Annotated in this window: 25 protein-coding genes; 13 read left to right on the forward strand and 12 right to left on the reverse strand. The window is 64.1% G+C overall.

Going from position 1 to position 26,439, the window contains the following annotated elements; translation table 11 throughout:
* Nucleotides 1–18 precede the first annotated feature (18 nt).
* The gene (locus tag AC1D05_RS10790) at nucleotides 19–657 is read right to left on the reverse strand and encodes an NrsF family protein (protein ID WP_477440730.1); all 639 of its coding nucleotides are present in this window, start codon (nucleotides 655–657) and stop codon (nucleotides 19–21) included.
* 1 nt (nucleotide 658) lies between these two features.
* Nucleotides 659–1,210: a sigma-70 family RNA polymerase sigma factor gene (locus AC1D05_RS10795; RefSeq protein ID WP_019861390.1), complete on the reverse strand. Its 552-nt coding sequence runs from the start codon at nucleotides 1,208–1,210 to the stop codon at nucleotides 659–661.
* Nucleotides 1,211–1,525: 315 nt separating this feature from the next.
* Between AC1D05_RS10795 and AC1D05_RS10800 the strand changes: the two genes are divergently transcribed.
* The 3 genes from AC1D05_RS10800 (at nucleotide 1,526) to AC1D05_RS10810 (ending at nucleotide 5,367) form a co-directional block, all read left to right on the forward strand.
* On the forward strand, nucleotides 1,526–2,533 hold the full coding sequence (locus AC1D05_RS10800) for an iron ABC transporter substrate-binding protein (RefSeq protein WP_477440921.1): 1,008 nt from the start codon (nucleotides 1,526–1,528) through the stop codon (nucleotides 2,531–2,533).
* Between the two features lie 174 nt (nucleotides 2,534–2,707).
* Nucleotides 2,708–4,288 (forward strand): ABC transporter permease, encoded by a 1,581-nt coding sequence (locus AC1D05_RS10805; RefSeq protein ID WP_477440731.1) that lies wholly within the window; start codon nucleotides 2,708–2,710, stop codon nucleotides 4,286–4,288.
* Nucleotides 4,285–5,367 (forward strand): ABC transporter ATP-binding protein, encoded by a 1,083-nt coding sequence (locus AC1D05_RS10810; RefSeq protein ID WP_477440732.1) that lies wholly within the window; start codon nucleotides 4,285–4,287, stop codon nucleotides 5,365–5,367. The genes AC1D05_RS10805 and AC1D05_RS10810 overlap by 4 nt, the downstream gene beginning before the upstream one ends.
* Nucleotides 5,368–5,401: 34 nt before the next feature.
* On the opposite strand, the gene AC1D05_RS10815 is transcribed toward AC1D05_RS10810, so the two are convergent.
* The 4 genes from AC1D05_RS10815 to AC1D05_RS10830 form a co-directional block, all read right to left on the reverse strand.
* Nucleotides 5,402–6,502 (reverse strand): sn-glycerol-3-phosphate import ATP-binding protein UgpC, encoded by a 1,101-nt coding sequence (locus tag AC1D05_RS10815; RefSeq protein ID WP_477440733.1) that lies wholly within the window; start codon nucleotides 6,500–6,502, stop codon nucleotides 5,402–5,404.
* A 13-nt stretch (nucleotides 6,503–6,515) separates the two neighbouring features.
* Complete coding sequence (locus AC1D05_RS10820) at nucleotides 6,516–7,427, reverse strand: ABC transporter permease subunit (protein ID WP_477440734.1); 912 nt, start codon at nucleotides 7,425–7,427, stop codon at nucleotides 6,516–6,518.
* Nucleotides 7,428–7,434: 7 nt separating this feature from the next.
* Nucleotides 7,435–8,319: a carbohydrate ABC transporter permease gene (locus AC1D05_RS10825; RefSeq protein ID WP_477440735.1), complete on the reverse strand. Its 885-nt coding sequence runs from the start codon at nucleotides 8,317–8,319 to the stop codon at nucleotides 7,435–7,437.
* A gap of 111 nt (nucleotides 8,320–8,430) precedes the next feature.
* Nucleotides 8,431–9,783: an extracellular solute-binding protein gene (locus AC1D05_RS10830; protein ID WP_477440736.1), complete on the reverse strand. Its 1,353-nt coding sequence runs from the start codon at nucleotides 9,781–9,783 to the stop codon at nucleotides 8,431–8,433.
* 362 nt (nucleotides 9,784–10,145) lie between these two features.
* Here AC1D05_RS10830 and AC1D05_RS10835 point away from each other — a divergent pair, with 362 nt between their 5' ends.
* On the forward strand, nucleotides 10,146–12,602 hold the full coding sequence (locus AC1D05_RS10835; RefSeq protein ID WP_477440737.1) for an EAL domain-containing protein: 2,457 nt from the start codon (nucleotides 10,146–10,148) through the stop codon (nucleotides 12,600–12,602).
* A 4-nt stretch (nucleotides 12,603–12,606) separates the two neighbouring features.
* On the opposite strand, the gene tlpA is transcribed toward AC1D05_RS10835, so the two are convergent.
* Nucleotides 12,607–13,287 (reverse strand): thiol:disulfide interchange protein TlpA, encoded by a 681-nt coding sequence (tlpA, locus tag AC1D05_RS10840; protein ID WP_477440738.1) that lies wholly within the window; start codon nucleotides 13,285–13,287, stop codon nucleotides 12,607–12,609.
* A 37-nt stretch (nucleotides 13,288–13,324) separates the two neighbouring features.
* On the opposite strand from tlpA, the gene argH reads away from it, so the two are divergent.
* The 3 genes from argH to lysA all read left to right on the forward strand — a co-directional run bounded on the left by argH (nucleotide 13,325) and on the right by lysA (nucleotide 16,383).
* A complete protein-coding gene (gene argH, locus AC1D05_RS10845) occupies nucleotides 13,325–14,725 on the forward strand; it encodes an argininosuccinate lyase (RefSeq protein WP_477440739.1) in 1,401 nt (466 codons plus the stop codon).
* Nucleotides 14,726–14,843: 118 nt separating this feature from the next.
* Nucleotides 14,844–15,050, forward strand: coding sequence for a hypothetical protein (locus AC1D05_RS10850; RefSeq protein WP_477440740.1), 207 nt, complete (start codon nucleotides 14,844–14,846; stop codon nucleotides 15,048–15,050).
* A gap of 64 nt (nucleotides 15,051–15,114) precedes the next feature.
* The gene (gene lysA / locus AC1D05_RS10855) at nucleotides 15,115–16,383 is read left to right on the forward strand and encodes a diaminopimelate decarboxylase (protein ID WP_477440741.1); all 1,269 of its coding nucleotides are present in this window, start codon (nucleotides 15,115–15,117) and stop codon (nucleotides 16,381–16,383) included.
* An 18-nt stretch (nucleotides 16,384–16,401) separates the two neighbouring features.
* Here lysA and AC1D05_RS10860 read toward each other — a convergent pair whose 3' ends face one another.
* Nucleotides 16,402–16,704 (reverse strand): ArsR/SmtB family transcription factor, encoded by a 303-nt coding sequence (locus AC1D05_RS10860; RefSeq protein ID WP_096450709.1) that lies wholly within the window; start codon nucleotides 16,702–16,704, stop codon nucleotides 16,402–16,404.
* A gap of 50 nt (nucleotides 16,705–16,754) precedes the next feature.
* Here AC1D05_RS10860 and AC1D05_RS10865 point away from each other — a divergent pair, with 50 nt between their 5' ends.
* From AC1D05_RS10865 to AC1D05_RS10875, 3 genes are all read left to right on the forward strand, one after another.
* Nucleotides 16,755–17,696, forward strand: a complete 942-nt coding sequence (locus tag AC1D05_RS10865; RefSeq protein ID WP_477440742.1) for a threonine/serine dehydratase — start codon at nucleotides 16,755–16,757, stop codon at nucleotides 17,694–17,696.
* Nucleotides 17,697–17,820: 124 nt separating this feature from the next.
* The gene (locus AC1D05_RS10870; protein WP_477440743.1) at nucleotides 17,821–20,397 is read left to right on the forward strand and encodes a TIGR02302 family protein; all 2,577 of its coding nucleotides are present in this window, start codon (nucleotides 17,821–17,823) and stop codon (nucleotides 20,395–20,397) included.
* A gap of 54 nt (nucleotides 20,398–20,451) precedes the next feature.
* Complete coding sequence (locus AC1D05_RS10875) at nucleotides 20,452–20,823, forward strand: glyoxalase superfamily protein (protein ID WP_477440744.1); 372 nt, start codon at nucleotides 20,452–20,454, stop codon at nucleotides 20,821–20,823.
* Here AC1D05_RS10875 and AC1D05_RS10880 read toward each other — a convergent pair.
* A complete protein-coding gene (locus tag AC1D05_RS10880) occupies nucleotides 20,802–21,683 on the reverse strand; it encodes a LysR family transcriptional regulator (RefSeq protein WP_477440745.1) in 882 nt (293 codons plus the stop codon). The genes AC1D05_RS10875 and AC1D05_RS10880 overlap by 22 nt on opposite strands.
* Nucleotides 21,684–21,905: 222 nt before the next feature.
* Between AC1D05_RS10880 and AC1D05_RS10885 the strand changes: the two genes are divergently transcribed.
* The gene (locus AC1D05_RS10885; protein WP_477440746.1) at nucleotides 21,906–22,853 is read left to right on the forward strand and encodes a DMT family transporter; all 948 of its coding nucleotides are present in this window, start codon (nucleotides 21,906–21,908) and stop codon (nucleotides 22,851–22,853) included.
* Here AC1D05_RS10885 and AC1D05_RS10890 read toward each other — a convergent pair whose 3' ends face one another.
* The 3 genes from AC1D05_RS10890 to AC1D05_RS10900 all read right to left on the reverse strand — a co-directional run bounded on the left by AC1D05_RS10890 (nucleotide 22,854) and on the right by AC1D05_RS10900 (nucleotide 24,551).
* Nucleotides 22,854–23,225 carry a response regulator gene (locus tag AC1D05_RS10890; RefSeq protein ID WP_477440747.1) on the reverse strand — a complete coding sequence of 124 codons (372 nt, stop codon included), beginning with the start codon at nucleotides 23,223–23,225 and terminating at the stop codon, nucleotides 22,854–22,856.
* Nucleotides 23,226–23,343: 118 nt separating this feature from the next.
* On the reverse strand, nucleotides 23,344–23,886 hold the full coding sequence (gene hpt, locus AC1D05_RS10895) for a hypoxanthine phosphoribosyltransferase (protein WP_477440748.1): 543 nt from the start codon (nucleotides 23,884–23,886) through the stop codon (nucleotides 23,344–23,346).
* A 23-nt stretch (nucleotides 23,887–23,909) separates the two neighbouring features.
* Nucleotides 23,910–24,551, reverse strand: a complete 642-nt coding sequence (locus AC1D05_RS10900) for a hypothetical protein (protein ID WP_477440749.1) — start codon at nucleotides 24,549–24,551, stop codon at nucleotides 23,910–23,912.
* Between the two features lie 191 nt (nucleotides 24,552–24,742).
* Between AC1D05_RS10900 and ftsE the strand changes: the two genes are divergently transcribed.
* Nucleotides 24,743–25,402, forward strand: a complete 660-nt coding sequence (gene ftsE, locus AC1D05_RS10905; RefSeq protein ID WP_010911739.1) for a cell division ATP-binding protein FtsE — start codon at nucleotides 24,743–24,745, stop codon at nucleotides 25,400–25,402.
* Nucleotides 25,395–26,387, forward strand: coding sequence for a cell division protein FtsX (locus tag AC1D05_RS10910; protein WP_477440750.1), 993 nt, complete (start codon nucleotides 25,395–25,397; stop codon nucleotides 26,385–26,387). The genes ftsE and AC1D05_RS10910 overlap by 8 nt, the downstream gene beginning before the upstream one ends.
* Nucleotides 26,388–26,439: the final 52 nt, after the last annotated feature.

Below are 26,439 nucleotides of genomic sequence, written 5' to 3' on the forward strand. Positions count from 1 at the left end.
GTGGTCGCAGGTATCCTGCTACCAGCGCACGAAAAACCGCCCGCCGAGCGCGCCAAGCAAGGCAAGCACCGCAATCGCGATCGTGTACCAGGTGGCGACGAAAAGCGGCGAATCGTCGAAACAATGCGCGGCGTAGAAGGTCGCCGCCAGCCCACCGGCGAGCAACCCCGCGACCGCGCCGGCCAGCACCGGCCGTGTCGGCGCGCCGTAGCGCAGCATCCACAGGAAGATGGCCAGCGGGCCGATGCCGATCAGCGGGATGAAACCCATGCAGATCATCATGTTGGAGCCGACCATGCGCGTGCCCCACAACGCTTCCGGCACCATGAAGAGTTCCAGAATCACGGCCACGGCCACCAGCAACGGCGCGGCAGCCATCCCCGCCATCGCCAGACCTGTCGGGGCGCCTGGCGTCGACAAGGCGCGGATAAGGGCGAAGGCGCTGATGGCCAGCACGATGGTGAAGACGAATTTCGACAGGAAGCGCATCGTATGCGCGGCCACCATGAAGTCGGGGCGCGGGCCGATCGTCAGCAGGAAAACGACCGCCGCGATGACAATGGCCGCACCGGCAGCCAGCCACCAGGCCGAGCGCAATGGCATCGCCTTGCTGCCTGCATCGGCGTCGAGCGCCTTGATGAGATCCTCGGTCCTCATGTCATTCCCGCCCGAATCGCCCCTGCCCAAATCGCTTGGCTATGGCGGCAAGTCCGCGATGCAGCGACACACGCACCGCCGTCTCGCTGATGCCGAACTTCGCTGCCGTCTCGCCGATCGAGCGGCCTTCCACGGATACCGCCGAAACCACGGAACGCTGTGCCGGTGGCAGCCCGTCCAGGGCTCGATTGATGTCGCGCTCACTGACGGTTTCGGTCTCCGGCTCGGCGAAGGTCTCGGCGATATCGTCGACATCGATCTCGATGCGCCGACCGCGCCGCCGGAACGCGTCGATCAGCTTGAAGCGGGCGATCGCATAGATCCACGGCAGCACCGGCGCGTCCTGGCGCCAGGTATGCCGTTTCACATGAATGGCCAGCAAGGTTTCCTGCACGACATCCTCGGGATCGACCCCGCCCTGCACGATCTTGCGCCGGACAAAGCCGCGCACCAGCGCGGCAATCCGGTGAAGAAAGTCGGCATAGGCCTTTTCATCTCCCGCGATCGCGGCCCGCAACAGCCGGGAAAGCTCGGCCTCGTCCTTGCCGCTCACAAGAGTTCACTCCCCCGATTTTCGTGCCTCGGCACTGATTTGTTACGTGGCCGGCGAAATAATGTCCAAGCCAAACTACGGGCAAATCACGAAAGTTTGCGGGTCCTGAAGGCGCAGCCGCATGCCGGGCACCTTAGGCCTTGCGACTGCGTCTGGCGAGAAACCGCCGACCCAGGCCGCCATCACATGGAATTGTCCGCTTTGCGTCGACCTTTGCGCTTCAGCGACCGATTGAAGCAGCCTTCAATGTTGACTATGCCTGTCAGGTATCGATAGGTGCAGCATGCAAAGACCAACGATATCGAGGATGACGCCATGAAATTCACCCTTTCCGCCCTTGCTGGTGCCGCCGCACTTGCAATCAGCCTGGCTGCCGGTCCGGCGAAAGCCGATGATGCCGGCATCATCGTCTACAACGCCCAGCACGAAAGCCTGGCCAAGGAATGGGCCGAAGGGTTCACCAAGGAAACCGGCATCAAGGTCACGCTGCGCAATGGCGGCGACAGCGACTTCTCCAACCAGATCGTCGCCGAAGGGGCCGCCTCGCCCGCCGACGTGTTCTTGACCGAAAACTCGCCGGCCATGGTGCTGGTCGAGAGCGCCGGCCTGTTCGCGCCGGTCGATGCAGACACGCTGGCTCAGGTGCCCCGGGACTATCAGGCAGCCAGCGGCAAATGGGTGGGTGTGGCCGCGCGCAGCACCGTCTTTGCCTACAACACGACCAAACTCAAGGCCGACCAGTTGCCCAAGTCGCTGCTTGATCTTGCCGACCCGAGCTGGAAGGGCCGCTGGGCCGCTTCGCCCTCGGGCGCCGATTTTCAGGCCATCGTCAGCGCGCTGCTGCAGCTCAAGGGTGAGGCCGCCACGGCGGACTGGCTGAAGGCGATGAAGGAGAACTTCACCGCCTACAAGGGCAACAGCACGGTGATGAAGGCGGTCAATGCCGGCGAGATCGAAGGCGGGGTGATCTATCACTATTACTACTTCGGCGATCAGGCCAAGACCGGCGAGAACAGCAAGAATGTCGCGCTGCACTATTTCAAGAACCAGGATCCGGGCGCTTTCGTCTCGGTCTCCGGTGGCGGTGTGCTCGCTTCGAGCAAGCATCCGAAGGAGGCCCAGGCCTTCCTGAAATGGGTGACCGGCAAGGGCGGCCAGGATGTGCTGAAGAACGGAACCTCTTTCGAATACGCGGTCGGCAAGGATGCCGGGTCCAATCCGAAGCTGGTGCCGCTGGTTGATCTGCAGGCGCCGAAGGTCGACGCCACGACGCTGAACTCCAAGAAGGTCACCGACCTGATGACGGCAGCCGGCTTGCTTTAATGGCCGTTCGTCCTGATAAGGACGTCAGACCGTGCTCCCGCGGGACCTTGCCTTCCGCGGGAGCGTTTTATTTTCGAGATGGCCTTCGTCGATGACGACACGCTGCGTTCCTGACCGCCGACCGTGGTCCCTTGATTGCCGGCACTCCGCCGCAACCGTGGGGCGTCCGAGTTGATGCAGCCCACGCTCGATCTCGCGCGCTCGGACCTGCCGATGAAGATGCGTCGAAGGCAGCAGCGGCGGGCCGCACCCTGGCTTGTCACCGCCGCTGTTCTCGTCTCGCTGCTCGCCCTTGTGCCGCTGGCCTTCATCATCTGGATCGCGGTGCAGACAGGCTGGGCGACCGTTTCGGCGCTGGTCTTCCGGCCGCGCGTCGGCGAACTGCTGGTCAACACCACGCTGCTGGTGCTGCTGACCGTGCCGATCGCCATCGTGCTGTCTGTCGCGCTGGCCTGGCTGACCGAGCGCAGCGACCTGCCCGGCGCCAGACTGTGGGCCTGGCTGTGCGTGGCGCCTCTCGCCATTCCCGCTTTCGTCCACTCCTATGCCTGGATCACCATGGTGCCCGGGCTGCACGGCCTGTGGGCCGGCGTGCTGGTGTCGGTGATCGCCTATTTCCCCTTCCTCTATCTGCCCATATCGGCGGCGCTGCGCCGTCTCGATCCGGCGCTGGAGGACGCAGCCGCCGCCCTTGGCCTTGGGCCCTGGCGCGTCTTCTGGCGTGTCGTGGTGCCGCAGCTCAGGCTCGCCATTTGCGGCGGCTCACTGCTGGTCGGACTGCACCTGCTGGCCGAATACGGCCTCTATGTCTTCATCCGCTTCGACACCTTCACCACGGCGATCGTCGACCAGTTCCAGTCGACCTTCAACGGACCGGCCGCCAACATGCTGGCCGGCGTCCTGGTGACCTGCTGCTTCGTGCTTCTGGGCCTCGAAGTGCTGGTGCGCGGCGAGGAGCGTTATGCCCGTGTCGGCTCCGGCGCGGCGCGCTACCAGCAACGAACCAGCCTCGGACGCGCCACCATCCCGAGCCTGCTCTTGCTTGTCGTCACCACACTGCTGGCGCTTGGCGTACCGTTCATCACCATCGGCCGTTGGCTCGTCGCCGGCGGCGCCGATGTCTGGCGTCTCGACGAGATCGGTCTGGCGCTCGGCCAAACGCTGTTCCTGGCGCTTGCCGGCGCCTTGCTCGCCACTGTCGCCGCCATGCCGATGGCCTGGATCTCGATCCGCGCGCCCGGGCCGTTGCAGCGCCTGCTGGAGGGTTGCAACTACATCGTCGGCTCGTTACCGGGGGTCGTCATCGCGCTGGCGCTGGTCACCATCACTGTGCGCATCGCCCTGCCGCTCTATCAGACGCTGTTCACCATCCTGGTCGCCTATGCACTCATGTTCCTGCCGCGTGCCCTGGTCAGCCTGCGCGCCTCGATCGCCCAGGCGCCGGTCGAGCTCGAGCGCGCCGCGTCCAGCCTTGGCCGGCGTCCGCTCAACGCGCTGTGGTCGACGACCATCCGCCTGTCGGCGCCCGGTGCCGCAGCCGGCATGGCGCTGGTGGCGCTCGGCATCATGAACGAACTGACCGCGACCCAGATGCTGGCGCCGAACGGCACCCGCACGCTGGCGATGGCATTCTGGTCTTACAGCGGCGAGATTGATTATGCCTCGGCCGCCCCCTACGCCTTCATCATGGTGGCGATGTCGCTGCCCCTCACCTGGCTGCTCTATGTCCAGTCGAAACGGATGGCCGGACGATGAGTTTTCTCGAAATCAGCGGCCTGCACAAGCACTACGGCCCGGTCGCAGCCCTTGCCGGCGTCGACCTCAGTGTCGCCAGCGGCAGCCGGACCGCAATCGTCGGACCCTCCGGCTGCGGCAAGACGACCTTGCTGAGGCTGATCGCCGGCTTCGAGGCGCCGGACCAGGGCCGCATCGTGCTCGACGGCGAGGTGCTGGCCAATGGCGGCGTCGCTGTCCCGGCACATCGCCGCGGCATCGGCGTGGTGGCGCAGGACGGCGCCCTATTCCCGCATCTGACCATATCGGACAATATCGGCTTCGGCATGGGCCGGGGCGAGGACAAGCGCGCCGAGCGCATCATCGAACTCGCCTATATCGTCGGGCTGGACAAGGCGATCCTCAAGCGCCGCCCGCACGAACTCTCCGGTGGCCAGCAGCAGCGCGTGGCGCTCGCCCGCGCCATGGCGATGAAGCCGCGGCTGATGCTGCTCGACGAGCCGTTCTCGGCCTTGGACACTGGTCTGCGCGCCTCGATGCGCAAGGCGGTGGCCGAACTGCTGGAGGCGGCCGGCATCACCACCATCCTGGTGACGCACGACCAGGCCGAGGCGCTGTCCTTCGCTGCCCAGGTGGCGGTGATGCGCGAAGGCAAGTTCTCGCAGGTCGGCACGCCGCGCGATCTCTACCTCAGGCCGAAGGACAGGATGATCGCCGAATTCCTCGGCGACGCCATCATCCTGCCGGCGAAGATAGCGGGTGGTTTCGCCAACTCGCCGCTCGGCCGCATCGCCGTCGACACCAATGACAGCCGCGATATCGCCCGCATCATGCTGCGGCCGGAGCAGATTGCCCTCAAGAGAACATCGCGCGAAGGCATGTCGGGCACCTCTGACATGTTGTTCGGCGAGGTGACGGAATCGGAATTCGCCGGCTCGACATGCACCATCGCGGTGCGGCTGCTGAACAATGCCGATCCGCCGGACGCCGCCGCGATCGGCAACACGCCGCTGATCCTGCGCAAATCCGGCATGGACGCGCCGGCGGTCGGCGAGATCGTGCGGCTCACCGTGTCGGGGAAGGCGCATGTATTCGCCTGAGCGGCCGACAGCTCGGCGCGCGGTGGCTTGAAAATCAGAGCGCCGGCTCGGGGACGGACGCCTTGAAGACATCGAGGCGGGTTCCCGTCTCCGACGAGAAGAAATGCATGTCCTCCGGCGAGATCTTAAGGCCGACCGTACTGCCGGGCTCTGGGTGGATGGCCTCCGACGTCATCACCGAAAACGGCGCGCCGTCGAGATCGACATAGACGACCCGCCCCGCACCCAGTTCCTCGACCAGGTCGACGGTGGCGTCGAGCGCGCCGGCCGTGCCGGCCGCCACCAGCCGCACGGCTTCCGGCCGGATGCCCATCGCGACCTTCGTGCCGACTGGCAGGCCGGCGCGTGTCATCGCCAGCCGCCGGCTGCCGCCGAGCAGCGACAGCCCGTCGAGCTCGACCGTGCCTTCGAGAATATTCATCGCCGGTGCGCCGACGAAGGTGGCGACGAAGCGGCTGGCCGGGCGGGTGTAGATTTCACCTGGTGTGCCGACCTGCTCGACCTTTCCGCCGTTCATGATCACCAGCCGGTCGGCCAGCGTCATCGCCTCGACCTGGTCGTGGGTGACGAAGACGGAGGTGGCGTTCAGCCGGCGATGCAGCTTGCGGATTTCCGAGCGCATCTGCACGCGCAGCTTGGCGTCGAGATTGGACAGCGGCTCGTCGAACAGGAACACTTTCGGCTCGCGGATCATGGCGCGGCCCATGGCGACGCGCTGCCTCTGGCCGCCCGAAAGCGCCATCGGCTTGCGGTCGAGCAGATGTTCGAGCTCCAGCGTGCGGGCGACCGCCTGGATGCGCTGTGTGCGTTCAGCCGAAGGAACGCCGGCGACCTTGAGCGAATAGCCGATGTTTTGCGCCACGCTCATATGCGGATAGAGCGCGTAGTTCTGGAACACCATGGCGCAGCCGCGCTCGCGTGGTTCCAGCTTGTTGACGATGATGCCGTCGATCGCGATCGTGCCGCCGGAAATGTCTTCCAGCCCGGCGATCATGCGCAGCAGCGTGGACTTGCCGCAGCCGGAAGGCCCGAGAATGACGACGAATTCGCCCGAGGCGAAGTCGAGGTCGACACCGTGCACGACCTGCGTCTTGGCGTAATTCTTCTTGACGCCGCGAATGGTGATGGAGGCCATTTTTTGTCTCCTGTTATTTCTCGGTGGCGATCAGGCCACGCACGATCCAGCGTTGCATGAGCACCACGACAAGCAGCGGCGGCAGCATGACGATCAGCGTGCCGGCCATGGCAATGTGCCATTCCGGAGTGCCGCCGACATTAGGGATCAGCTGTTTGAGCTCGGTCACCGCCATCGCGTGCGACTGGTCGGTGGTGATGAGCAGCGGCCACAGATACTGGTTCCAGGCCCACAGGAACATGATGGTGCCGAGCGCGGCCATGTTGTTGCGCGACAGCGGCAAAAGCACATCGATGAAGAAACGCAGTGGCCCTGCACCGTCCATGCGTGCGGCCTCCGTCAGTTCGTCCGGCACGGTCAGGAAGAACTGACGGTATAGGAACGTCCCGGTCGCGGTAGCGACCAGCGGCAGTATCAGGCCGGGGTAGGAATTGAGCAGCCCGAGGTTGAGCGAGACCTGCACGCCCGACACCTTCTCGATCAGCCAGCTCAAGCCTGTCACGTCGAGGATGGTCTGATAGGGCGACAGCACATTGGCGACGACCGCGTAGGTCGGCACGATGCGCACTTCCAGCGGTAGCATCAAGGTGACGAAGATCAGCCAGAAGATGAACATCCGGCCGGGAAAGCGGAAATAGACGATCGAGAAGGCGGTGAGCGCCGAAATGATCACTTTGCCCGCCACGCCGCCGGCGACGATGAAGCTGTTGAGCAGCTTGGGGCCGAGATCGGCCGTCACCCAAGCCGTCTTGATGTTGACCCAGAAGTCGCTGCCCGGCAGCAGCGACATCGGCACATCGTTGACATCCTTGAGGTTGTGCGACGCCGCGATGGCGACGACCACGAACGGCGCGATGCAGAAGACGAAGCCGACGAACAGGATCAGATGCGTGAAGAAATTGAGGAATGGGGTCCGCTCTACCATGTCATCCTCACCCGTAGTGCACGCGCCGCTCGATGAAGCGGAACTGGAAGATGGTGAGCACGATGATAAGCAGCATCAGGATGATGCTCTGCGCGGCAGCGCCCGAATAATCCAAACCTTTGAAGCCATCGGAATAGATCTTGTAGACCATCAGATTGGTCGCGTTCGCCGGGCCGCCTGATGTCATGATGTCGACGATGCCGAAGGAATCCTGGAAGCTTTCGGTGATGTTGATGACCAAAAGGAAGAAGATCGTCGGCGTGATCAGCGGGAACTGGATGTCCCAGAAACGCCTGATGACGCCCGAACCGTCCATTGCGGCGGCCTCGATCAGTGAGCGGGGTATGGCCTGGAACGCGGCCATGAAGAAGATGAAGTTGTAGCCGACATATTTCCACGAGAAGGCGACGATGATCGACGCCATGGCATCCGCGCCATCGAGACCCGGATCCCAGATCCCCGGCCACATCCGGTTGATGACGGAAAGGAACCCCGCCTCCGGCGCCAGAATGAAGCGGAACGCCAGCGCCAGCGCCGGTGCGGCGATGCCGTAGGGCCAGATCAGCACCACGCGATACAGGCGCGAGCCGGCGAGCTGCCGATCGGTCAAGGCGGCGAGCACGAGCGCGATGAACATCGCAAGCCCGGTGCTGATGCCGGCAAAGACGAGGCTGGCAGTAATCGAGTTCCAGTAGTCGGCGTTGGCCAGGATCGAGCGGAAATTGTCGAGCCCGACCCAGATGTTGCCGCCGCCCCAGGGCTGCTGCAACGTCAGCGACCAATACACCGCCTGGCCGGCCGGCCAGTAGAAGAACGTGAAGATCAGGAGCAGCTGCGGCACCGCGAAAAGGGTGCCGATCGTCCAACTGCTGAAAGTGACGCGTTTTTCCATCGGTCCGCCGATGCCGCTGAGCGGCCAGTCACGTTTGTATTAAATACGCGAAACAACCGCCCGTCGACTCGAAGCACAGGGCTCGACGGGCGGTCTGAAAATCTCCAGCGATCAGGGCAGGGTCTTGCCCGGATAGGTCTGCTGGAAGCGGTCGAGGATGGCGTCGCCATTCTTGACCAGCGTGTCGAGGCCTTCCTGGACGCTGACCTTGTTGGCGAAGATCGCCTGCATCTGCGTGCCGAACTCGGCGCGGATCTGGGTGAAGTTGCCCAGCCGGATGCCGCGGGTGATTTCGGTCGGCTCGGACGCGGTCAGGCTGGCGATGGCGACTTCGCGACCCTTGTAGGGGGCCTTGTCGTAGAAGCCCTGACCTTTCAGGTAATCGAAGCCCGACTTCGTCACCGGAATGTAGCCGGTGTTGGTCGACCAGAACAAGGCGGTCTTGGGATCGTGGATGAAGTTCAAGAAGGCGGCCGCGCCCTTGTATTCGGCATCCGACTTGCCGGAAAGCACCCATAGCGAAGCGCCGCCGACGAGCGAATTCTTGCGCTCGGTGCCGGCATAGACCGGCAGTTCGGCGACATCCCAGTTCATGCCTTCCTTCTGCGTCCTGCCCACCGTGCCGTGGTCGCCGACCGAGGTCAAAATGACCTGGCAGGTGCCCGAGGCGAAGGCCTGGACCATGTCCTGGCCGAGATCCTTGGACTTGATCTTGATCAGACCCGCGTCATACCACTTCTTGAGGTCGGTGACGTACTGGACGAACTTGGTCTTGTTGACTTCGAGGCGCGCATCGAGGCCGTCATAGCCATTGTTCTTGGTCGCGATCGGCTGGTTGTGGAGCGCCGAGAACTGCTCCATCAGCTGCCAGCTTTCGTTGGCCGAGATGTTGATGGCCATCGGGCATTCATAGCCGGCGTCCTTCATCGCCTTGAGGTCGGCGCCGACATCTTCCCAGGTCTTCGGCGCCTCGGTCTTGCCGATCTTGGCGAAGGCGTCCTTGTTCCAGTACATCAGCGGGGTCGAGGAATTGAACGGGAAGGACAGCATCTCGCCCTTCGACGTCGCGTAATAGCGCGCGATGCCGGGGAAATAGTCGGCATAGTCGATCTTGTAGCCGTTTTCTTCCATCAGCTTGTCGGCGGGCTTGTAGGCGCCCGACAGCATCATCGTGGCGGTGCCGACATCATAGACCTGGACGACGGCCGGTTGCTTGCCGGCACGGAAGGCCGCGATGGTGTTCTGCAGCGTGGCGTCGTAATTGCCCTGGCTGGTGCAGACGACTTCATAGTCGGTCTGCGAGGCGTTGAAATTCTTGCACAGCGTGTCGACGACGCGGGCGAGATCGCCCGAAAGGCCGAACCAGAAATCGAATTTTACCGGCTCTGCAAAGGCAGGCATCGCCAGCGCGGTGCTGAGCGCGCCAGCGGCAAGGGCAGCAAAGCCCCGCTTGATCATGGTCATGGTTTTCCCTCTTGAGTGGCTGGTGACAAGGGTCTTGCGCAAGTCCTTGCCGGCTCTCTTAGAGAAGGTATGTGACAGTTCTGTTGTGGGCCTCCGGCCTTTGCACAGCTGCTCGCTCCTCTCCCTCGGCGGCTTGGCCGGCATCAAAACGGCACACCGGCGTCTGAGGTAGCTAGGGCGACTGTCGAGGACGTAAAGACCATGATTATCCGGCTAAAGGGACGATGAAATGTCGTGCGGCAACTTACGGGGGTGCGCCGGGGAAGCACGCTCTGGTTGCAGGGGGCCTTATCGATCCTTCAACAGCCAAGCCTTAATCAGTTGTATTTCGTTTTTATTTCCAATGGGCTTGGGGAAATAAGATGTTGACGGTCTACAATTGTATCGTGAACCAGCACGATCTGAGACTGGTCGTACTCGCCGCGCTGATCTGCGGAATTTCCTGTTTCTCTGCTGTCAGCCTGCTTCATCACATCAGCCGCGCGACCGACCGGAACCGGCTTGCCTGGCTGATGATTGCGGCCACCTCGACCGGCTTCGGCATCTGGGCAACGCATTTCATCGCCATGCTTGCGTTCACGCCGGGCATACCCAGTGCCTACGATCCGTGGCTCTCCGTGCTCTCGCTCGCCGCCTCGGTCACGCTGACGGCGGCCGGCATGTGGATCGCCACCTTGCGCGACGAGTTCGAGTATCATCTCGTCGGCGGCGCCATTCTGGGCGGCGGCATCGCGGCCATGCACTACATCGGCATGGCGGCATTCGAGGTCCAGGGCCGGATCGAATGGAACCTGTTGATGGTTGCCGTTTCCCTGCTGGCCGGCGTGACACTCGGGGCGCTGGCGCTGCGTGTCGTGCTGCGCCGCCCCTCCCTATCAGCCACATCCGTCGGCGCGGTGCTGCTGACGCTGGCGATCTGCACATTGCATTTCATCGGCATGGGTGCCGTCTCGATCTTTCCCGATTCCTCGATCGTCATATCCGAACACACGATCGAGCCGACCTCGCAGGCTTTTGCGGTCGCGGCCGCCACGCTGGTGATCCTGGTGCTGTCGGCATCGGCGCTGTGGATCGATTTGCGCTTCCGTCGCCAGAAGCTCGAGGTCGATCGCATGCACGGCCTGGCCAATGCCGCCGTGGAGGGCCTGATCGTCTGCGACGGCAACCGCATCGTCAGCGCCAATGACAGCATGGGCAAGTTGACCGGCACGCTGGCAGTAGCGCTGAACGGCATGGAACTGGGCGAGCTCTTCGACGAACACACCGTAACCGACGCGGCCAGCCTAGAGGGCGAGCCGTGGGAGGCGGAGTTGAGGAACCGCGATGGGACGCGAATTCCCGTCGAACTGATCGCCCGAAGCATCGACTATTGCGGCAAGCCCCACAACGTCATCGCCGTCCGCGACATCCGTGAACGCAAGAAGGCGGAGCAGGAAATTCTCCGCCTCGCCCATTTCGACCCGCTCACAGGACTTGCCAACCGCCGCTCCTTTTCCAGCCGTCTCGACATGGAAATCGCATCCATGAAACGAACCGCCAATGCCGACAAGGGCGTCAAAGGCCGGCATCTTGCGCTTCTGCTGTTCGACCTCGACCGCTTCAAGGAGGTGAACGACCTCTACGGGCACGGCGCCGGCGATGCGATGCTGCAAAAGGTGGCAAGCTGTGCTGCCGGCGTTCTGCGCCACGGACAGGTGCTTGCGCGCCTCGGCGGCGACGAATTCGCCATCATCGCCCCCAACCTGCCCGACCCGCAGGCGGCGGGCCGCATCGCCGGCTCACTGCTCGCCGCCATGCGCGAGGAAAACCGGGCCGCGGTTGGCGGTGGCCTGGTCTCCGCCAGCATCGGCATCGCGATCTATCCGCTCGATGCCGAAGACCAGACCAGTCTGATCAGCCATGCCGATACGGCACTCTATCGAGCCAAGACCGAAGGCAGGGACACTTTTCGCTATTTCGAGGCGTCGATGGGCGCCGAGGCCCGCGACAAGCGCGTGATGGAACACGAATTGCGCCAGGCCGTCGTGCGTGGCGAATTCTACCTCGTCTACCAGCCGCAGAAGGAGATCAGCAGCGGCAAAATGCTTGGCTTCGAAGCCCTGATCCGCTGGCGTCACCCCGAACGCGGCGACGTTTCCCCTGCAATATTCATCCCTGTGGCCGAAGACAGCGGCGCCATTGGGCAGATCGGCGACTGGGTGCTCGACGCGGCCTGCGCGGAGGCCGCCCGCTGGGAAAATCCGCTGACGATCGCCGTCAACGTCTCCGCGGTCCAGCTTCACAATCCCAATTTCAGCCGCAAGGTGCACGAGACCCTGTTGAGGACAGGTCTTGCCCCGACAAGGCTGGAACTCGAGATCACCGAAACCGCGCTGGTGAAGGACATGCCGCGCGCGCTGGCAAGCCTGCGGCAGGTCAAGGCGCTTGGCGTGCGCGTCGCCATGGACGATTTCGGAACTGGCTATTCCTCGCTTTCCAACCTGCGCGCCTTCCCTTTCGACAAGATCAAGATCGACTCCTCCTTCATCAAGGCGGTCGACACCAACGGCCAGGTCGCCGCGATCGTGCGCGCCGTGCTGGGGCTGGGGCGCGGCCTCGGCCTGCCGGTCCTTGCCGAAGGCGTCGAGACGCTTGGCGAACTGAAGTTCCTGGACGCCGAAGCCTGTGAGATCGGCCAGGGCTATTATCTCGGCAAGCCGGCGCCGATCGAGACGTTTGACGACCTGACCGGCCTCGGCAAGCCCACGCGGGTACGGACCGCCAAACACCAGGACAGCGGCAGCCTCGTATTGCTCAAGCCAAGCGTGCGCTCGGCCTGATCGCTCACGATCCGAGTGCCGTCTCGACCAGCCGCCTGGCGTCGGGGCTCGACCATTCGGCCGGGCCGTTCATGTGGGCGATCAAGCAGCCTTCGCCGTCGATCAGCATGGTGACGGGGAGGCCGAGCGCCAGACCGCGCGCCTTGAGGTCGTTGAACAGCGCCACCGTCGAATCCCGGTAGTAGACGAGCGTCTTGACACCGGTATCCCTGAGGAACTTCTTTGGCTTCACATCGTCACCGGTATCGACATTGACGGCGACAACCTGAAAGGCGGCGCTGCCTTTCTCCTTTTGCAGCGCATCGAGCGCCGGCATTTCGGCGCGGCACGGCGCGCACCATGTCGCCCAGAGGTTGAGCAGCACCGTCTTGCCGGCGTGATCGGCGATCGTCATCGGCTTGCCGTCCGGGCCGTTGAAGGCAAGGCTCCTCATCGATTGCGGCGGGTCGGCGGGCAACAGAGCAGCGACCTCGCCGGTCGCAGCGGCAGCGACCTTCTTGGCGCGGTCGTTCTTGGCGGCGCAGGCGACATCATCCTTGCTGTCGCCGACGGCCACTTGCGCCGGTGCATTGTTGCCAGACCGGCTCTCGCTGACATATACCGCGACCGCGCCGGCCAGCGCTCCCGCCACCAGGGCGGCGAGGATCAGGCGCGGGGCCGGGAAAAATCTGTTTCCGTCTGCCATGTTCTCAAAACTGCTCCGAAGCACGGGTTTTATAGCGATGAGCGACAAGAAGACCAGCAACCAGATGTGGGGCGGACGATTTGCCTCGGGTCCGGCCGCGATCATGGAAGCGATCAACGCGTCGATCTCGTTCGACCGCAAACTCTACGCGCAGGACATCCGCGGCTCGATCGCCCACAGCGAGATGCTGGCGCAAACGGGCATTATTTCGGCGGCCGATCAAGAAAAAATCGCTCACGGCCTGAACACGATCCTGAAAGAGATCGAGGCCGGCAGCTTCGAGTTTTCGACCAAGCTTGAAGACATCCACATGAATGTCGAATCCCGCCTCGCCGAGCTGATCGGCCCGGCTGCCGGCCGCCTGCACACCGCGCGCTCGCGCAACGACCAGGTGGCGGTGGACCTGAGACTCTGGGTCAAGGATGAGAGCTTCCGCGTCGCCGAGGCGTTGAAAGGCCTGATCACGGCGCTGCTGGAGCGGGCCGAGGAGCACGCAGCGACCGTGATGCCGGGCTTTACCCATATGCAGGCGGCGCAGCCGGTGACCTTCGGTCATCACTGTATGGCCTATGTCGAGATGTTTTCGCGCGATCTGTCGCGCGTGCGCGACGCGATCGAAAGGATGGACGAGAGCCCGCTGGGTGCGGCCGCCCTCGCCGGCACCAGCTTCCCGATCGACCGCCACCAGACGGCAAAAGCGCTCGGCTTCCGCGAGCCGATGCGCAATTCGCTCGACGGCGTCTCCGATCGCGATTTCGCGCTGGAATTCCTCGCCATGGCCGCGATCTGCGCCACGCATCTGTCGCGGCTGGCCGAGGAAATCATCATCTGGTCGACGCCGCAATTCGGCTTCATCAGGCTGTCGGACTCGTTTTCCACCGGCTCCTCGATCATGCCGCAGAAGAAGAACCCCGACGCCGCAGAACTGGTGCGTGGCAAGACCGGCCGCGTCAACGGCCATCTGGTCGGCCTGTTGACGGTGATGAAGGGCATGCCTTTGACCTATGGCAAGGACATGCAGGAAGACAAGGAATCGGTCTTCGATGCCGCCGAGACACTCGACCTGATGCTGGCGGCGATGACCGGCATGGTCTCGGACATGACGGTCAACGCCGCTGCGATGAAGAAGGCCGCCGGCTCCGGCCACGCGACGGCGACCGACCTTGCTGACTGGCTGGTGCGCACGCTCGGCCTGCCGTTCCGCGAGGCGCATCATGTCACCGGCCGCGCCGTGGCGCTGGCCGAAGAGAAGAAGGTGAGCCTGGAGAAGCTTTCGCTGGAGGATCTGCAGTCGATCAATCCCGGTATCACATCGGATATTTTCTCGGTGCTGGCGGTACAGAACTCGGTCAAGAGCCGCACCAGTTTCGGCGGCACCGCGCCGTCGGAAGTAAGGAAGCAGATTCGCTATTGGAAAAAGCGACTGGCGAAAGGCTGATGCCCCGATATTGCGACAGCAATATCCCGGATATTGCAGCGGGCAATATCCCGGGGTGCAATACACCGAGAACTCGGCTAAAAGCGGCGGCTGGCAAACATTTCGGACGGATGGATCGATGACCGGAAGCAGGATTTTGGTGACGCTGACGCTGCTGGTGGCGATGGCCGCCGTGACCGCCTGCGGCCGCAAGGCCGGTCTCGACACGCCCTATGAAGCCGCCGAACAGGCGCGCAAGGATGCCGAGAAGGCCAAGCAGCCGCTGCCGCCGGAGCCGGAAAAACCGGTCAAGGACAAGAAGTTCTTCCTCGACCCGCTGATCTAGAGCGTATGAGACCAGGGCTTTCCAGCCCGATCTCTTCGCTCTCCAACTTTCCGGAACAACTCTCGTGAACCATTTCGACTACCGCGACGGCGTGCTCCATGCCGAAGACGTGGCAATCCCCGATATCGCCGCACAGGTCGGCACGCCGTTCTACTGCTACTCCACCGCCACCTTGACCCGGCACTACCGGGTGTTCGCCCAGGCCTTTGCCGGGCTGGACGCGCTGGTCTGCTACGCCATGAAGGCCAATTCCAACCAGGCGGTGCTGCGGACCCTGGCCAAGCTCGGCGCCGGCGCCGACGTGGTCTCGGAAGGCGAATTGCGCCGGGCGCTGGTCGCCGGCGTCCCGCCCGACAAGATTCTGTTCTCGGGCGTCGGCAAGACCGCGCGCGAAATGGACTTTGCGCTCGAAGCCGGCATCCTTTGCTTCAACGTCGAGTCGGAGCCGGAACTCGAGCTGCTGTCGGCCCGTGCCACGGCCCTCGGCAAGGTGGCGCCGATCTCGCTGCGCATCAATCCCGATGTCGACGCCAAGACCCACAAGAAGATCTCCACCGGCAAGGCCGAGAACAAGTTCGGCATTGCCTGGCAGCGGGCGCGGCAGGTCTATGCCAGGGCGGCAACGCTTCCGGGCATCAAGGTCACCGGCATCGACACCCATATCGGCAGCCAGATCACCGAACTGCAGCCCTTCGACGACGCCTTCGCCCTGCTGGTCGATCTGGTCGGCGCACTGCGCGCCGATGGCCATGCCATCGATCATGTCGATCTCGGCGGTGGCCTCGGCATTCCCTATCGCGTCGACAACAACCCGCCGCCTTTGCCCGACGCCTATGCCCAGGTCGTCAGGAAGCATGTCACCAAGCTCGGGCTGAAGGTGATGTTCGAGCCGGGCCGGTTGATCGTAGGCAATGCCGGCATCCTCGTCTCGGAAGTGATTTTCGTGAAAGAAGGCGACGCCAAGAATTTTCTGGTCGTCGACGCTGCCATGAACGATCTGATCCGGCCGACGCTCTACGATGCCTTCCACGACATCAAGCCGGTCGTGCAGCCGCCGGCCGACACGCCGCGCATGATGGTCGACGTGGTCGGCCAGGTCTGCGAGACCGGCGACTATCTCGGCCTCGACCGCGATCTGCCCCGGCTAAAGGCCGGCGATCTCGTCGCTGTTTCCACGGCCGGTGCCTACGGCGCCGTGCAGGCCGGCACCTACAACACCCGCCTGCTGGTGCCTGAGGTGCTGGTCGACGGCGACCGTTTCCACGTCGTGCGCCCGCGCCTGACCTATGACGATCTGATCGGGCTGGATTCGGTGCCCGACTGGCTGGCATAGAAGCCGCTTACAACAGAACTACAGCCGATTCTGGAGGAGCGCCCTTGTGTCGGCGATCCTATCTTCGTCGCGGCGGTAGAACGTCCATTGCTTGATGCGCTTGGGCCGCAGCAAGCCGGCCTGGGTGAGCACGCGCATATGCTCGGAGAGCGTCGCCTGCGTGATGCCGAGTTTCTCGGCGATCAGCAGCGCGCAAACGCCGTCCTCGACCAGATCGCCATCTGCCTGAGCCGGGAAATGCGCGCGCGGATCCTTCAGCCAGTCGAGGATCTGCAGCCTGCGTTCGTTGGCGATCGCCTTGAAGACATCAACCTCTTGCATTTAGCCATTTTGCCAAGTTACTAATTGCTGTCAATCCCAAGGAGATCGCCATGTCGCAGGGCAACACCGTCACACGCGAACGCATTGCCGCGATGGAACCGCGCATCCGCCCCTATATCAGACACACGCCGGTGCTGCGCGTCGACATGGCCGACTTCGACCGGCCGCCGCTGGCGGTCGACCTGAAACTTGAATGCCTGCAGCACTCCGGATCGTTCAAGGCGCGCGGCGCCTTCACCAATCTGCTGGAGCGGCCGGTCCCCAAGGCCGGCGTCGTCGCCGCCTCGGGCGGCAACCATGGCGCCGCTGTCGCCTATGCCGCCATGCGGCTCGGCCACAAGGCGACCATCTTCGTTCCCGAAGTGAGCCCGCAGGCCAAGCTGGACCGTATTCGCTTCTATGGCGCCGACCTCGTCGTCGGCGGTGCCCGCTATGCCGAAGCGCTGGCCGCCAGCGAACGTTTCGCCGAGGAAACCGGCGCCTTGCAGATTCACGCCTTCAACCAGGAGGAGACGCTGGTCGGCCAGGGCACACTGGGGCTCGAGATCGAGAACGATCTGCCTGAGATCGACACACTGCTGGTCGCCGTCGGCGGTGGCGGCCTGATCGGCGGCATTGCCGCCTGGTATGCCGGCCGCATCCGCATCATCGCCATCGAGCCCGAGGGCGCGCCGACGCTTCATCGCGCCTTCGAGGCCGGCCATCCGGTCGACGCGCCGGCGGAAGGCATCGCCGCCGATTCGCTGGCGCCAAAGCGCGTCGGCGAAATGATGTTCCCGATCGCCGAGGCCTTCGTCGAACGCTCCATCCTGGTCAGCGACGACGACATCATCGCCGCCCAGAAGGCGCTGTGGAACCGGGTGCGCATCATTTCCGAGCCGGGCGGTGCCGCCGCCTTCGCCGCGATCCTGTCCGGCCGCTACACGCCGACAGCGGGTGAACGCGTCGCCGTGCTGGTCTGTGGGGCGAATGCCAACCCCGCGACCTTCTGACTGTGACCATGGAACTATGAGCACGGGCTTCACGTTTTTTGAAAGCGCCTCGCCTTTGCCGTGTTTGCTGGTATTCTTCGAGTCGTGAGGATCGGGCTATCCCGCCTGATTCCAGGAAGGGCCGATGACGCAACGACCCACCTCTAGCGATCGCGGTTTCGCCGGGCGCCTTGCGCTCAGCCGGCTGGCGACGCGGGTCTCGATGGTGGTTGAGCGCGGCTGGCCTCTGCTGCTGCCGCTGATCATTGTCGCCAGCCTGTTCCTGAGCATCTCCTGGTTCGGCATTTTCTCCCGGCTTCCGGATGTTGCGCGCATCGGCCTTGTCGCCGCGTTCGGCCTGGCGGGGCTGGCGGCGCTCTATCCGTTGCGTTTCTTCCGCCTGCCTGCTGCCGCCGAGGTCGATCGCCGCATCGAGGCCGCCAACGAACTGCTGCACAGCCCCGTGCTGGTGCAGGCCGACCGGCCGAGCGGTCGGGACAGCAGCTTCTCGCAGGCGCTGTGGCGCGAACACCAGAAGCGCATGGCCGCAAAGCTCGACAGCCTCGGCGCCGACCTGCCGCGCACCCGCGTGCCGGAGCGCGATCCCTGGGGGCTGCGCGCGGTGGCCGCGCTCCTGCTTGTCACCGCCTTTGCCTTCTCCTTCGGGCCGACCGGTGGCAGGATAGCGGACGGTTTTAGCGCCCACGGCGCGCATGATGCCGTGCCGCCACGCATCGATGCGTGGGTGACGCCGCCGGCCTATACCGGCAAGCCGCCGATCTTCCTGACCGCCGACGCCAACCAGGCGACGCCAACGTTCCATGTGCCTGAGGGCAGTGACGTCTCCTTGCGCGTCACCGGAGGCTCGGGCGAGGAAACGCTTGCCTATGCCGACAAGGACGGCAACGCGCATGTCATCGACCCGGCCGGATCTCAGGCCGCCACGACAGCCAAGCCGGCAGCTAGCCCAGCAACGCCCTCGAAGGTGCGCCAGTTCACCGGCAAACTGACCGGCGACGGCACGCTGACGCTGAAATCGGGCGAGGACCAGCTTGGTCGCTGGGCCTTCGCCGTGATCCCGGACAAGCCGCCGCAGATCCGCTTCGTCGGCGAGCCCAAGCGCGCCGCCAACGGCGCCTTCGAGCTCAACTACCAGATCGACGACGATTATGGCGCCGCCACCGCCAAGGCGGTCTTCGCGCTGGCCGACCCGCAGGCGCCGGGCGCGCATCCGCTCTACGGCGCGCCCGAAATGCCGCTGGCGCTACCGCGCCGCGGCGGCAAGTCGAATGCCGCCAAGACCACCAAGGACCTGACCGAGCATGTCTGGGCCGGCAGCAGCATCAAGCTGACCCTGGTTGCCACCGACGACGCCGGCCACTCTGCCTCCAGCGAGACCAAGACGCTCGTCATGCCCGAGCGGCCGTTCGCCAACCCGTTGGCGCGGGCGGTGATCGAACAGCGCCGGCTGCTGGCGCTCGACGCCAATGCCAAGCCGCGCGTCTTCGACCTGATCGACGCCATCACGCTGCGGCCGGAAGACACGTTCGACAACATGTCCCACTACCTCGCCATCATGAGCGCGCGCAGCCGGCTGAAACTGGCCGGGAACGACGATCAGCTGCGCAGCGAGGTCGCCTATCTCTGGGAAATCGCGCTCGGCATCGAGGAGGGCAATCTCTCGGCCGCCGAGAAGCGGCTGCGCCAGGCGCAGCAGGCGCTGCAGGACGCCATCAAGAACGGCGCCAGCGACCAGGAAATCGAAAAGGCGATGAAGGAACTGCGCGAGGCGATGAACCAGTTCCTGCAGGAATTCGCCGAACGCGCCAAGCAGAACCCGAACGCGCCGCAGATGCAGCAGAACGGCCAGGAACTGCGCCAGAGCGACATCGACCGCATGATGGACCAGATCGAGAACCTGGCGAAGTCGGGCGATCGCGACAAGGCCCAGCAATTGCTGTCGCAGCTGCAGGACATGATGAACAACCTCCAGGCCGGCCGTCAGCAGCAGGGCGGTGAGCAGGACAGCCAGATGCGCCAGCAGATGGACAAGCTCGGTGAGATCCTGCGGCGGCAGCAGGAGATGATGAACGACACCTTCCGCATGGACCAGATGCAGCGCGGCAAGAACCCCAACGATCAGTCTGGCGGCGGCCAGGACCAGGACTTGCCGGGCGTTGGCCAGGACCGCGATCCGCTCGCCAGGCCGAAACAGCAGATGACGCCGCAGGAGTTCGCCGACGCGCTGAAGCAGCTGCAGGAAGGCCAGGGCCAGCTGAAGAGCGACTTGGAGCAGCTGAAGAAAGGTCTCGAAGGCATGGGCATGGAGCCCAATGAAGGATTTGGCGAGGCCGGCAAGTCCATGGGCAATGCCGAACAGGCGCTTGGCGAGGGCCAGGGCGACGAGGCGGTCGGCCACCAGGGCCGGGCGCTGGAGGCGCTGCGCAAGGGCGCCAAGGACATGATGAAGCAGATGCAGGCCATGCAGGGCGACCAGGGCGGCAGCCAGGAAGGCGGTCGCCAGCAGAATGCCGACCGTGACCCGCTCGGCCGGCCGCGCGCCAGCCAGGGACCCGATTTCGGCGATTCGGTGAAAGTGCCCGACGAAATCGACGTCCAGCGCGCCCGCCAGATCCTGGAAGCGATCCGCAAGCGGCTCGGCAACGCGCTCAGCCCCGATATCGAGCGCAGCTATCTGGAACGGCTGCTTGAGCTGAAATAGGGATCGCCACCCCCCTCGCTCCGCCCGAACCCCCTCTCGAACGGTTGCAACACCATGCCGAAGCTCGGTACTGTCACGCCCATCCTGCGCAGCTTCGATGTTGCCAAGGCGCATGAATTCTACCTCGGCTTTCTCGGCTTCGAAGTGCAGTTCGAACACCGCTTCGAAGACACAGCGCCGCTTTACACAGGCGTCTCCCGCGACGGCTGCGTCTTGCATCTGAGCGAACATTATGGCGACGGCACACCGGGCTCTCACATCCGGATCGAGACGACCGACATTGCGGGGCTGCACCATGAGTTGACCGCCAGGAAGTACCGCTTTGCCGGGCCGGGGTTGGAGGAGACACCTTGGAAGACGATGGAGGTCACGGTCGACGATCCGTTCGGCAACCGCCTGACCTTCTATGAGGGTGTGAGAGACTGACCCTGCCTGTTGACGAACGCTTCGCGGATCGCCTCCTGCATGCCGTCGATCGCCTCGCCTGACGCATTCGGGTTGCGATGCATCACCACATTGGAGGAATCGATGTCGCCGAACCCATCGGCGGATGTCAGTTCGCGGCAGCCGTCCGGAATGTTGCTGCGCGAGATCGGCGCGATCGCCAGTCCCGAGGTGACGGCAAGCTTCAGGCCGCCGGTGGTGTCGCTGGTATAGGCGACACGATAGGCAAGACCGCGCTGCTCCAGCGATTTGATGGCGAAGTCCTTGCACCAGCTGACCCGGTTGTAGAGCGCGATCGGCACCGGCCGCTCCTCATGCATGTGATGCAGGCTCGATGTCACCCAGACGGTCGGATCGTGCATCAGCACTTCGCCGCCGGCCAGATCCTGCCATTCGAACACCACGCAGAGATCAAGCTCGCCGGCGGCGAGCGCCGCCAGCTGTGCGCCCGAATGCGCGTAGCGCACGGTGACCTCGACCTTGGTGTGACGCTTCGAGAATGCGCCCAGCGCGCGCGACAGGATGGCGTGGCCATATTCCTCCGGAATGCCGATCCGCACTGGTCCGCCAAGCGGCGCTGCCGCCATCGATGCCGCCGTTTCGTCGAGCAGCGAGACGATGCGGCGGGCGTTGACGATCAGTTCGCCGCCGCGCCGGGTCAGTGCCACGCCGCGCGACCCGCGCTCGAACAGGCTGTCGCCGACCAGCTCTTCGAGCTTCTTCATCTGCATTGACACCGCCGACTGGGTGCGGCCGGCCTGCTCGGCCGCCCTTGTGAAATTGCCGGCCTCGGCAATGGCCACGAAGGTGCGCAGCAGATCGCTGTCGAGGGTTGGACGCATGATATCCATCATAAGCAAATTTGATTGCTGGTATCACTCCAATTCGTTTGCAACATGTCAAACGTCGGATGATAGTTGCCTCACCCATTGGATATGCAGCTGCGCAATCAGCCGCGGACCAATAAAGAGTCCTCACTCGTGCCCGCTGCCCGAAACGGTGGCGGGTTCTTTTTACCCCGCAGGCGACAGCTTCGGATCATATGCGCAGGAGCCGGAACGCAGATGCAGAATAGGATGGTGCGCGGCATCCTGAGCTTGTGCCTGGGCGTGCTGGTCTTCTCGCTGCAGGACCCGCTGGTCAAAGCCGTGTCGAGCGGCTACCCGGTGACCGAGGTGATGGCGATCCGCTCGATCGTCGCCTTGCCGATCCTGATCGCTCTCGTCCATGCCGATGTCGGCTTGCGGGCAATCCTGTCTAAGCGGTTCGGCCTGCTGACCATACGCGCCTTCATCCAGTTCACCTCCTACACGGTCTACTATCTGGCGATCGCCGCGCTGCCGCTGGCCGACGCCGTGGCGCTCTATTTCATGGCGCCGCTGTTTATCATGGCGCTGGCCGGTCCGTATCTTGGCGAACGCGTCTCCTGGCGGACGCTGGCGACGGTGCTGATCGGGCTGCTTGGCGTCATCGTGATGGTGCGTCCCGGCGCCGGACTGTTCGACTGGGCGGCGCTGCTGTCGCTGGGGTCTGCGGCGCTCTACGGTTTCTCGCAATTGATGGCCCGCAAGATCGGCGATACCGAATCGTCCACCGTGATGGCCTTCTATCAGAACGGCGCCTATCTCATCGGCGCCGCCGTGGTTGCCAGCACATTCCACCTGGCCGGCATAACCCACGCCATCCACCCCAGCGTCGAATTCCTGGTGCGCCCCTGGATATGGCCGACTCTGCCGGATTTCCTCAAGATGGCTGCCTGCGGTTTCGTCGCCTCCGCCGGCATGATCCTTCTGTCGCAGGGCTACAGGCTGGCGCCGGCCAACCGAGTCGCCACCTTCGAATACACCGGCATTCTGTGGTCGCCGCTCTGGGGTTTCCTGTTCTTCGCCGAGGTGCCGCGGTCAACGACCGTGATCGGCGCGGCACTTATCATCGGCGCCGGTCTGCTGGCGCTCAACACCGAGCGCCGCAAGAACGCGACGCCGGTGCTTGCCGCTGCCGATCCGGTCTGATCAGGCGAAGCAGATCAGCGCCCGTTCGACGCGTGAGCGGATTTCGGCCAGCGTGAAGGGCTTCTGCACGACATCGAGGATGATGCCGTTCAACTCCTCGGCGCGCTCGCGCTGGTCGGCGTAGCCGGTCATCAGCATGATCTTCATCGCCGGGAAAAGCGCCGACGCCGCGATCGCCATCTCGATGCCGTCCATCTCCGGCATGCGGATGTCGGAGACGACGAGATCGTAGCCGCCATGCGCGGCGCGTATCAGCGCCAGGCCTTGGGCGCCGTCGGCGGCGATATCGATTGCGTGGCCGGCGCGTTCAAGCGCGCGGACTGCGAGGGTGCGGACGGACTCATCGTCCTCGACGATCAAAAGCTTTGCCATGGCCGGCAATTTGGCGGGGAAAAGTTGAATTTTTCTGAAAGCCCCCAGCGTGCGACCAGGCTATTTTTCCGGCACTGTTAAGGGCTTTTTCAGAACTTGCGGGTGCGAGGCTCTCGCCTCACGCATCGCCCTTCACAACACCCACGAACGGTAATTCGCGAAAGGCGTGCGCCACGTCCATGCCGTAGCCGACGACGAAATAATCGGGGCAGTCGAAGCCGACATAGTCGGCGACGAGCGCGGTCTGGCGGCGCATGCGCTTGTCGAGCAGCACGGCGATGGAACAGCTTTTCGCACCGCGCGACAGCATCAGGTCGCGGGTGAAGGTCAGCGTCTTGCCGGATTCGAGAATGTCGTCGATCAGAAGCACGTCGCGGCCGGCAACCTCGTTGTCGATGTCGCGCAGCACCCTCACCTCGCCGCTGGTGGTGCCGGCGCCATAGCTGGAAATGAAGATGAACTCGACCTCGGGCGACAGGCGGACATCATGCATGGCGCGGATCAGGTCGGCGGCGAAGATGAACGAGCCCTTCAGCACCGAAATCACCAGCAGATCGTGATAGTCGTGCTCGGCGATCTCCTTTGCCAGCTCGAGATTGCGGCGCGCGATCGCCGACGCCGAAAACAGGACTTCGATGTCCTTGTCGCGTACGATTGGCATTGCTGGTCTTCCCCGATGATCGCCTACTCAGCGAAAGTAACCAAAACAGTCCTCACGCCGTTCTTAGGCACGTCGAGCCGGCTGGCAAAGCCGAATCTTTCGCCCGAAGCCAGCGAATGGCCGGATGTCCCCAACGTATAGCGGGTTGTGCGTCCGTCATTGCCCGTCACCCGGATTTCGAGCGGCGGCAGGGTCGCTGGCCCTGTCCCGTCATTGGCGGCCTCGCCATCGACGAACAGCACCGGATTGGCTCCTGAGGCGTCGACGCGTGAGGTGACGCCTGAAATCGTCAGCGCTGACGCTTGCGCGCTGGACAGGAACGGTGCCTGGCGCACCAGCGCATGCCCGCCGGAAACCCAGAAGGCTGCAAGGGCGGCGCCGATGCCGGCGATCCAGAAGATCGGCCCGCCGCGCGAAGCCGGCGGCCGTTCGGTCGGCGCTTCCGGCTTGCGCAGCATGTCCATGCCCTCGATGGACGGCGTGACGATCGGGCGCGGCAGCGGCGAATCGCTTTCGACTGAAGGGGCCAGCGGCGGCAACACGACATAGTCCGCATCGATGATATCGGCGGCCGGGCCGCGCACGATCCGGTCCGCCACGGCAATTGCCGGTGGATCGGTCATGATTTCGCCGGAAACCGGGCGCGCGGTTCGTTCGTCAGCCATATGGCCCCGTTATTGCGCGTGTTCGCTTTTCGTTTCTTTTGCGTAAACATAAATGGTTAACGCTTCCCCACCGGAGCCGTCGTGACGCGCCGAAACAACGCAGAAATTAACCGCCGGTTAACCATGCCGGCCGATGGTCATTTCGCAGAACAGGCCGGCTCGCCGCCGCCAGGAATTTCAGGTCGTCGAAATTGATTCGCTTCGAAAATGTCGGCCTCCGCTATGGCATGGGTCCGGAAATCCTCCGCGACATCTCCTTGCACATACCGGAGCGCTCGTTCCAGTTCCTGAGCGGGCCTTCGGGCGCCGGCAAGACGACGTTGCTGCGCCTTCTGTTCATGTCGCTGAAACCGACGCGCGGGCTCATCACCATTTTCGGCAAGGACCGCTCGCGCATCTCGCGCACCGAACTGCCGCATCTGCGCCGCCGCATCGGCGTGGTGTTCCAGGATTTTCGCCTGCTCGACCACATGACCACCTATGAGAATGTCGCGCTGCCGCTGCGCGTGCGTGGGCGCGAGGAAGCGAGCTACCGCACCGACGTCACCGAGCTGTTGAAATGGGTGGGGCTGGGCGAGCGCATGCATGTGCTGCCCCCGGTCCTGTCGGGCGGCGAAAAGCAGCGCGCCGCCATCGCCCGTGCATTGATCGAGCAGCCGGAAATCCTGCTGGCCGACGAGCCGACCGGCAATGTCGATCCGCCGCTGGCGCGGCGCCTGCTCAGGCTGTTCATCGAGCTCAATCGTCTCGGTACTGCCGTGGTGATCGCCACCCATGACCTTGGCCTGATGGAACAGGTCGACGCGCGCCGCATGATCCTGGCCGGCGGAAGGCTGGACATCTATGACTGACCTGTCCGCCGAACATCTCGAAGAGCATGAGCAGGAAGCCGAGGTGGCCGAAGCAAAGCCGCGCGCCCAGCGCCGGATGGCGCCGATCGTGCCGGCGCAGAACATCGCCGGCCGCGCCCTGGTGCTGGTCATCGCCATCATGACCTTCCTGTCCTGCCTGACCTTCGGCGCGGTGACGCTGGTGCGCGACACAGCTTCAGTCTGGGAGAACCAGATCTCGCGCGAGGCGACGATCCAGGTGAAGCCGGCCGACGGCCTCGACATGGAGGCAGCCCTTGCCCAGGCCTCGCAGATCGCCGGCGAATTTCCCGGCGTGAAATCGACAAGGATCATCGACCGCGAGGCGACCGCCAGGCTGCTGGAGCCATGGCTCGGCTCCGGTCTCAACATTGACGAACTGCCGGTGCCGCGTCTGATCATCGTCACCATCGACGAGAACAGCCCGCCCGACTTCGCCGCCATGCGCGCTGCCATCACGCCGAAACTGCCAAGCGCGTCGCTCGACGACCACCGCACCTGGGTCGACCGGCTGGTGGCCATGGCCCGCACCACGGTGACCATCGGCATTGCCGTACTGGCGCTGATGCTGTCGGCGACCGTGCTGACCGTGGTGTTCGCGACCCGCGGCGCCATGGCCGGCAACGGCCACATCATCGAGGTGCTGCATTTCGTCGGCGCCGAGGCGGCCTTCATCGCACGCGAATTCCGCCGGCATTTCTTGGTCACCGGCATGAAGGGCGCGGCCGCCGGCGGCGCAGCAGCGGTGCTGGTCTTCATCGTCTTTTCCTGGTGGTCGTCGCGCAACATGGCGACGCCGCAGGCCGATCAGGCAACCGCTTTGTTCGGCAATTTTGCCATCGGTTCGGCGGGCTATCTCGGCGTCGTCCTCATGGTGCTGGTGATCGGCGCGCTGACGGCGGCAACCTCGCATGCCACCGTCGTCGCCTATCTCAGCGACATCGACGTTCGCCAACCAGACGCATGAAAGGGAGCATGCTCTGACGGGGATGGAAGAAGGATGATCACGGATGGAGAAT

It is taken from the genome of Mesorhizobium sp. P2_E9, from assembly GCF_056403815.1.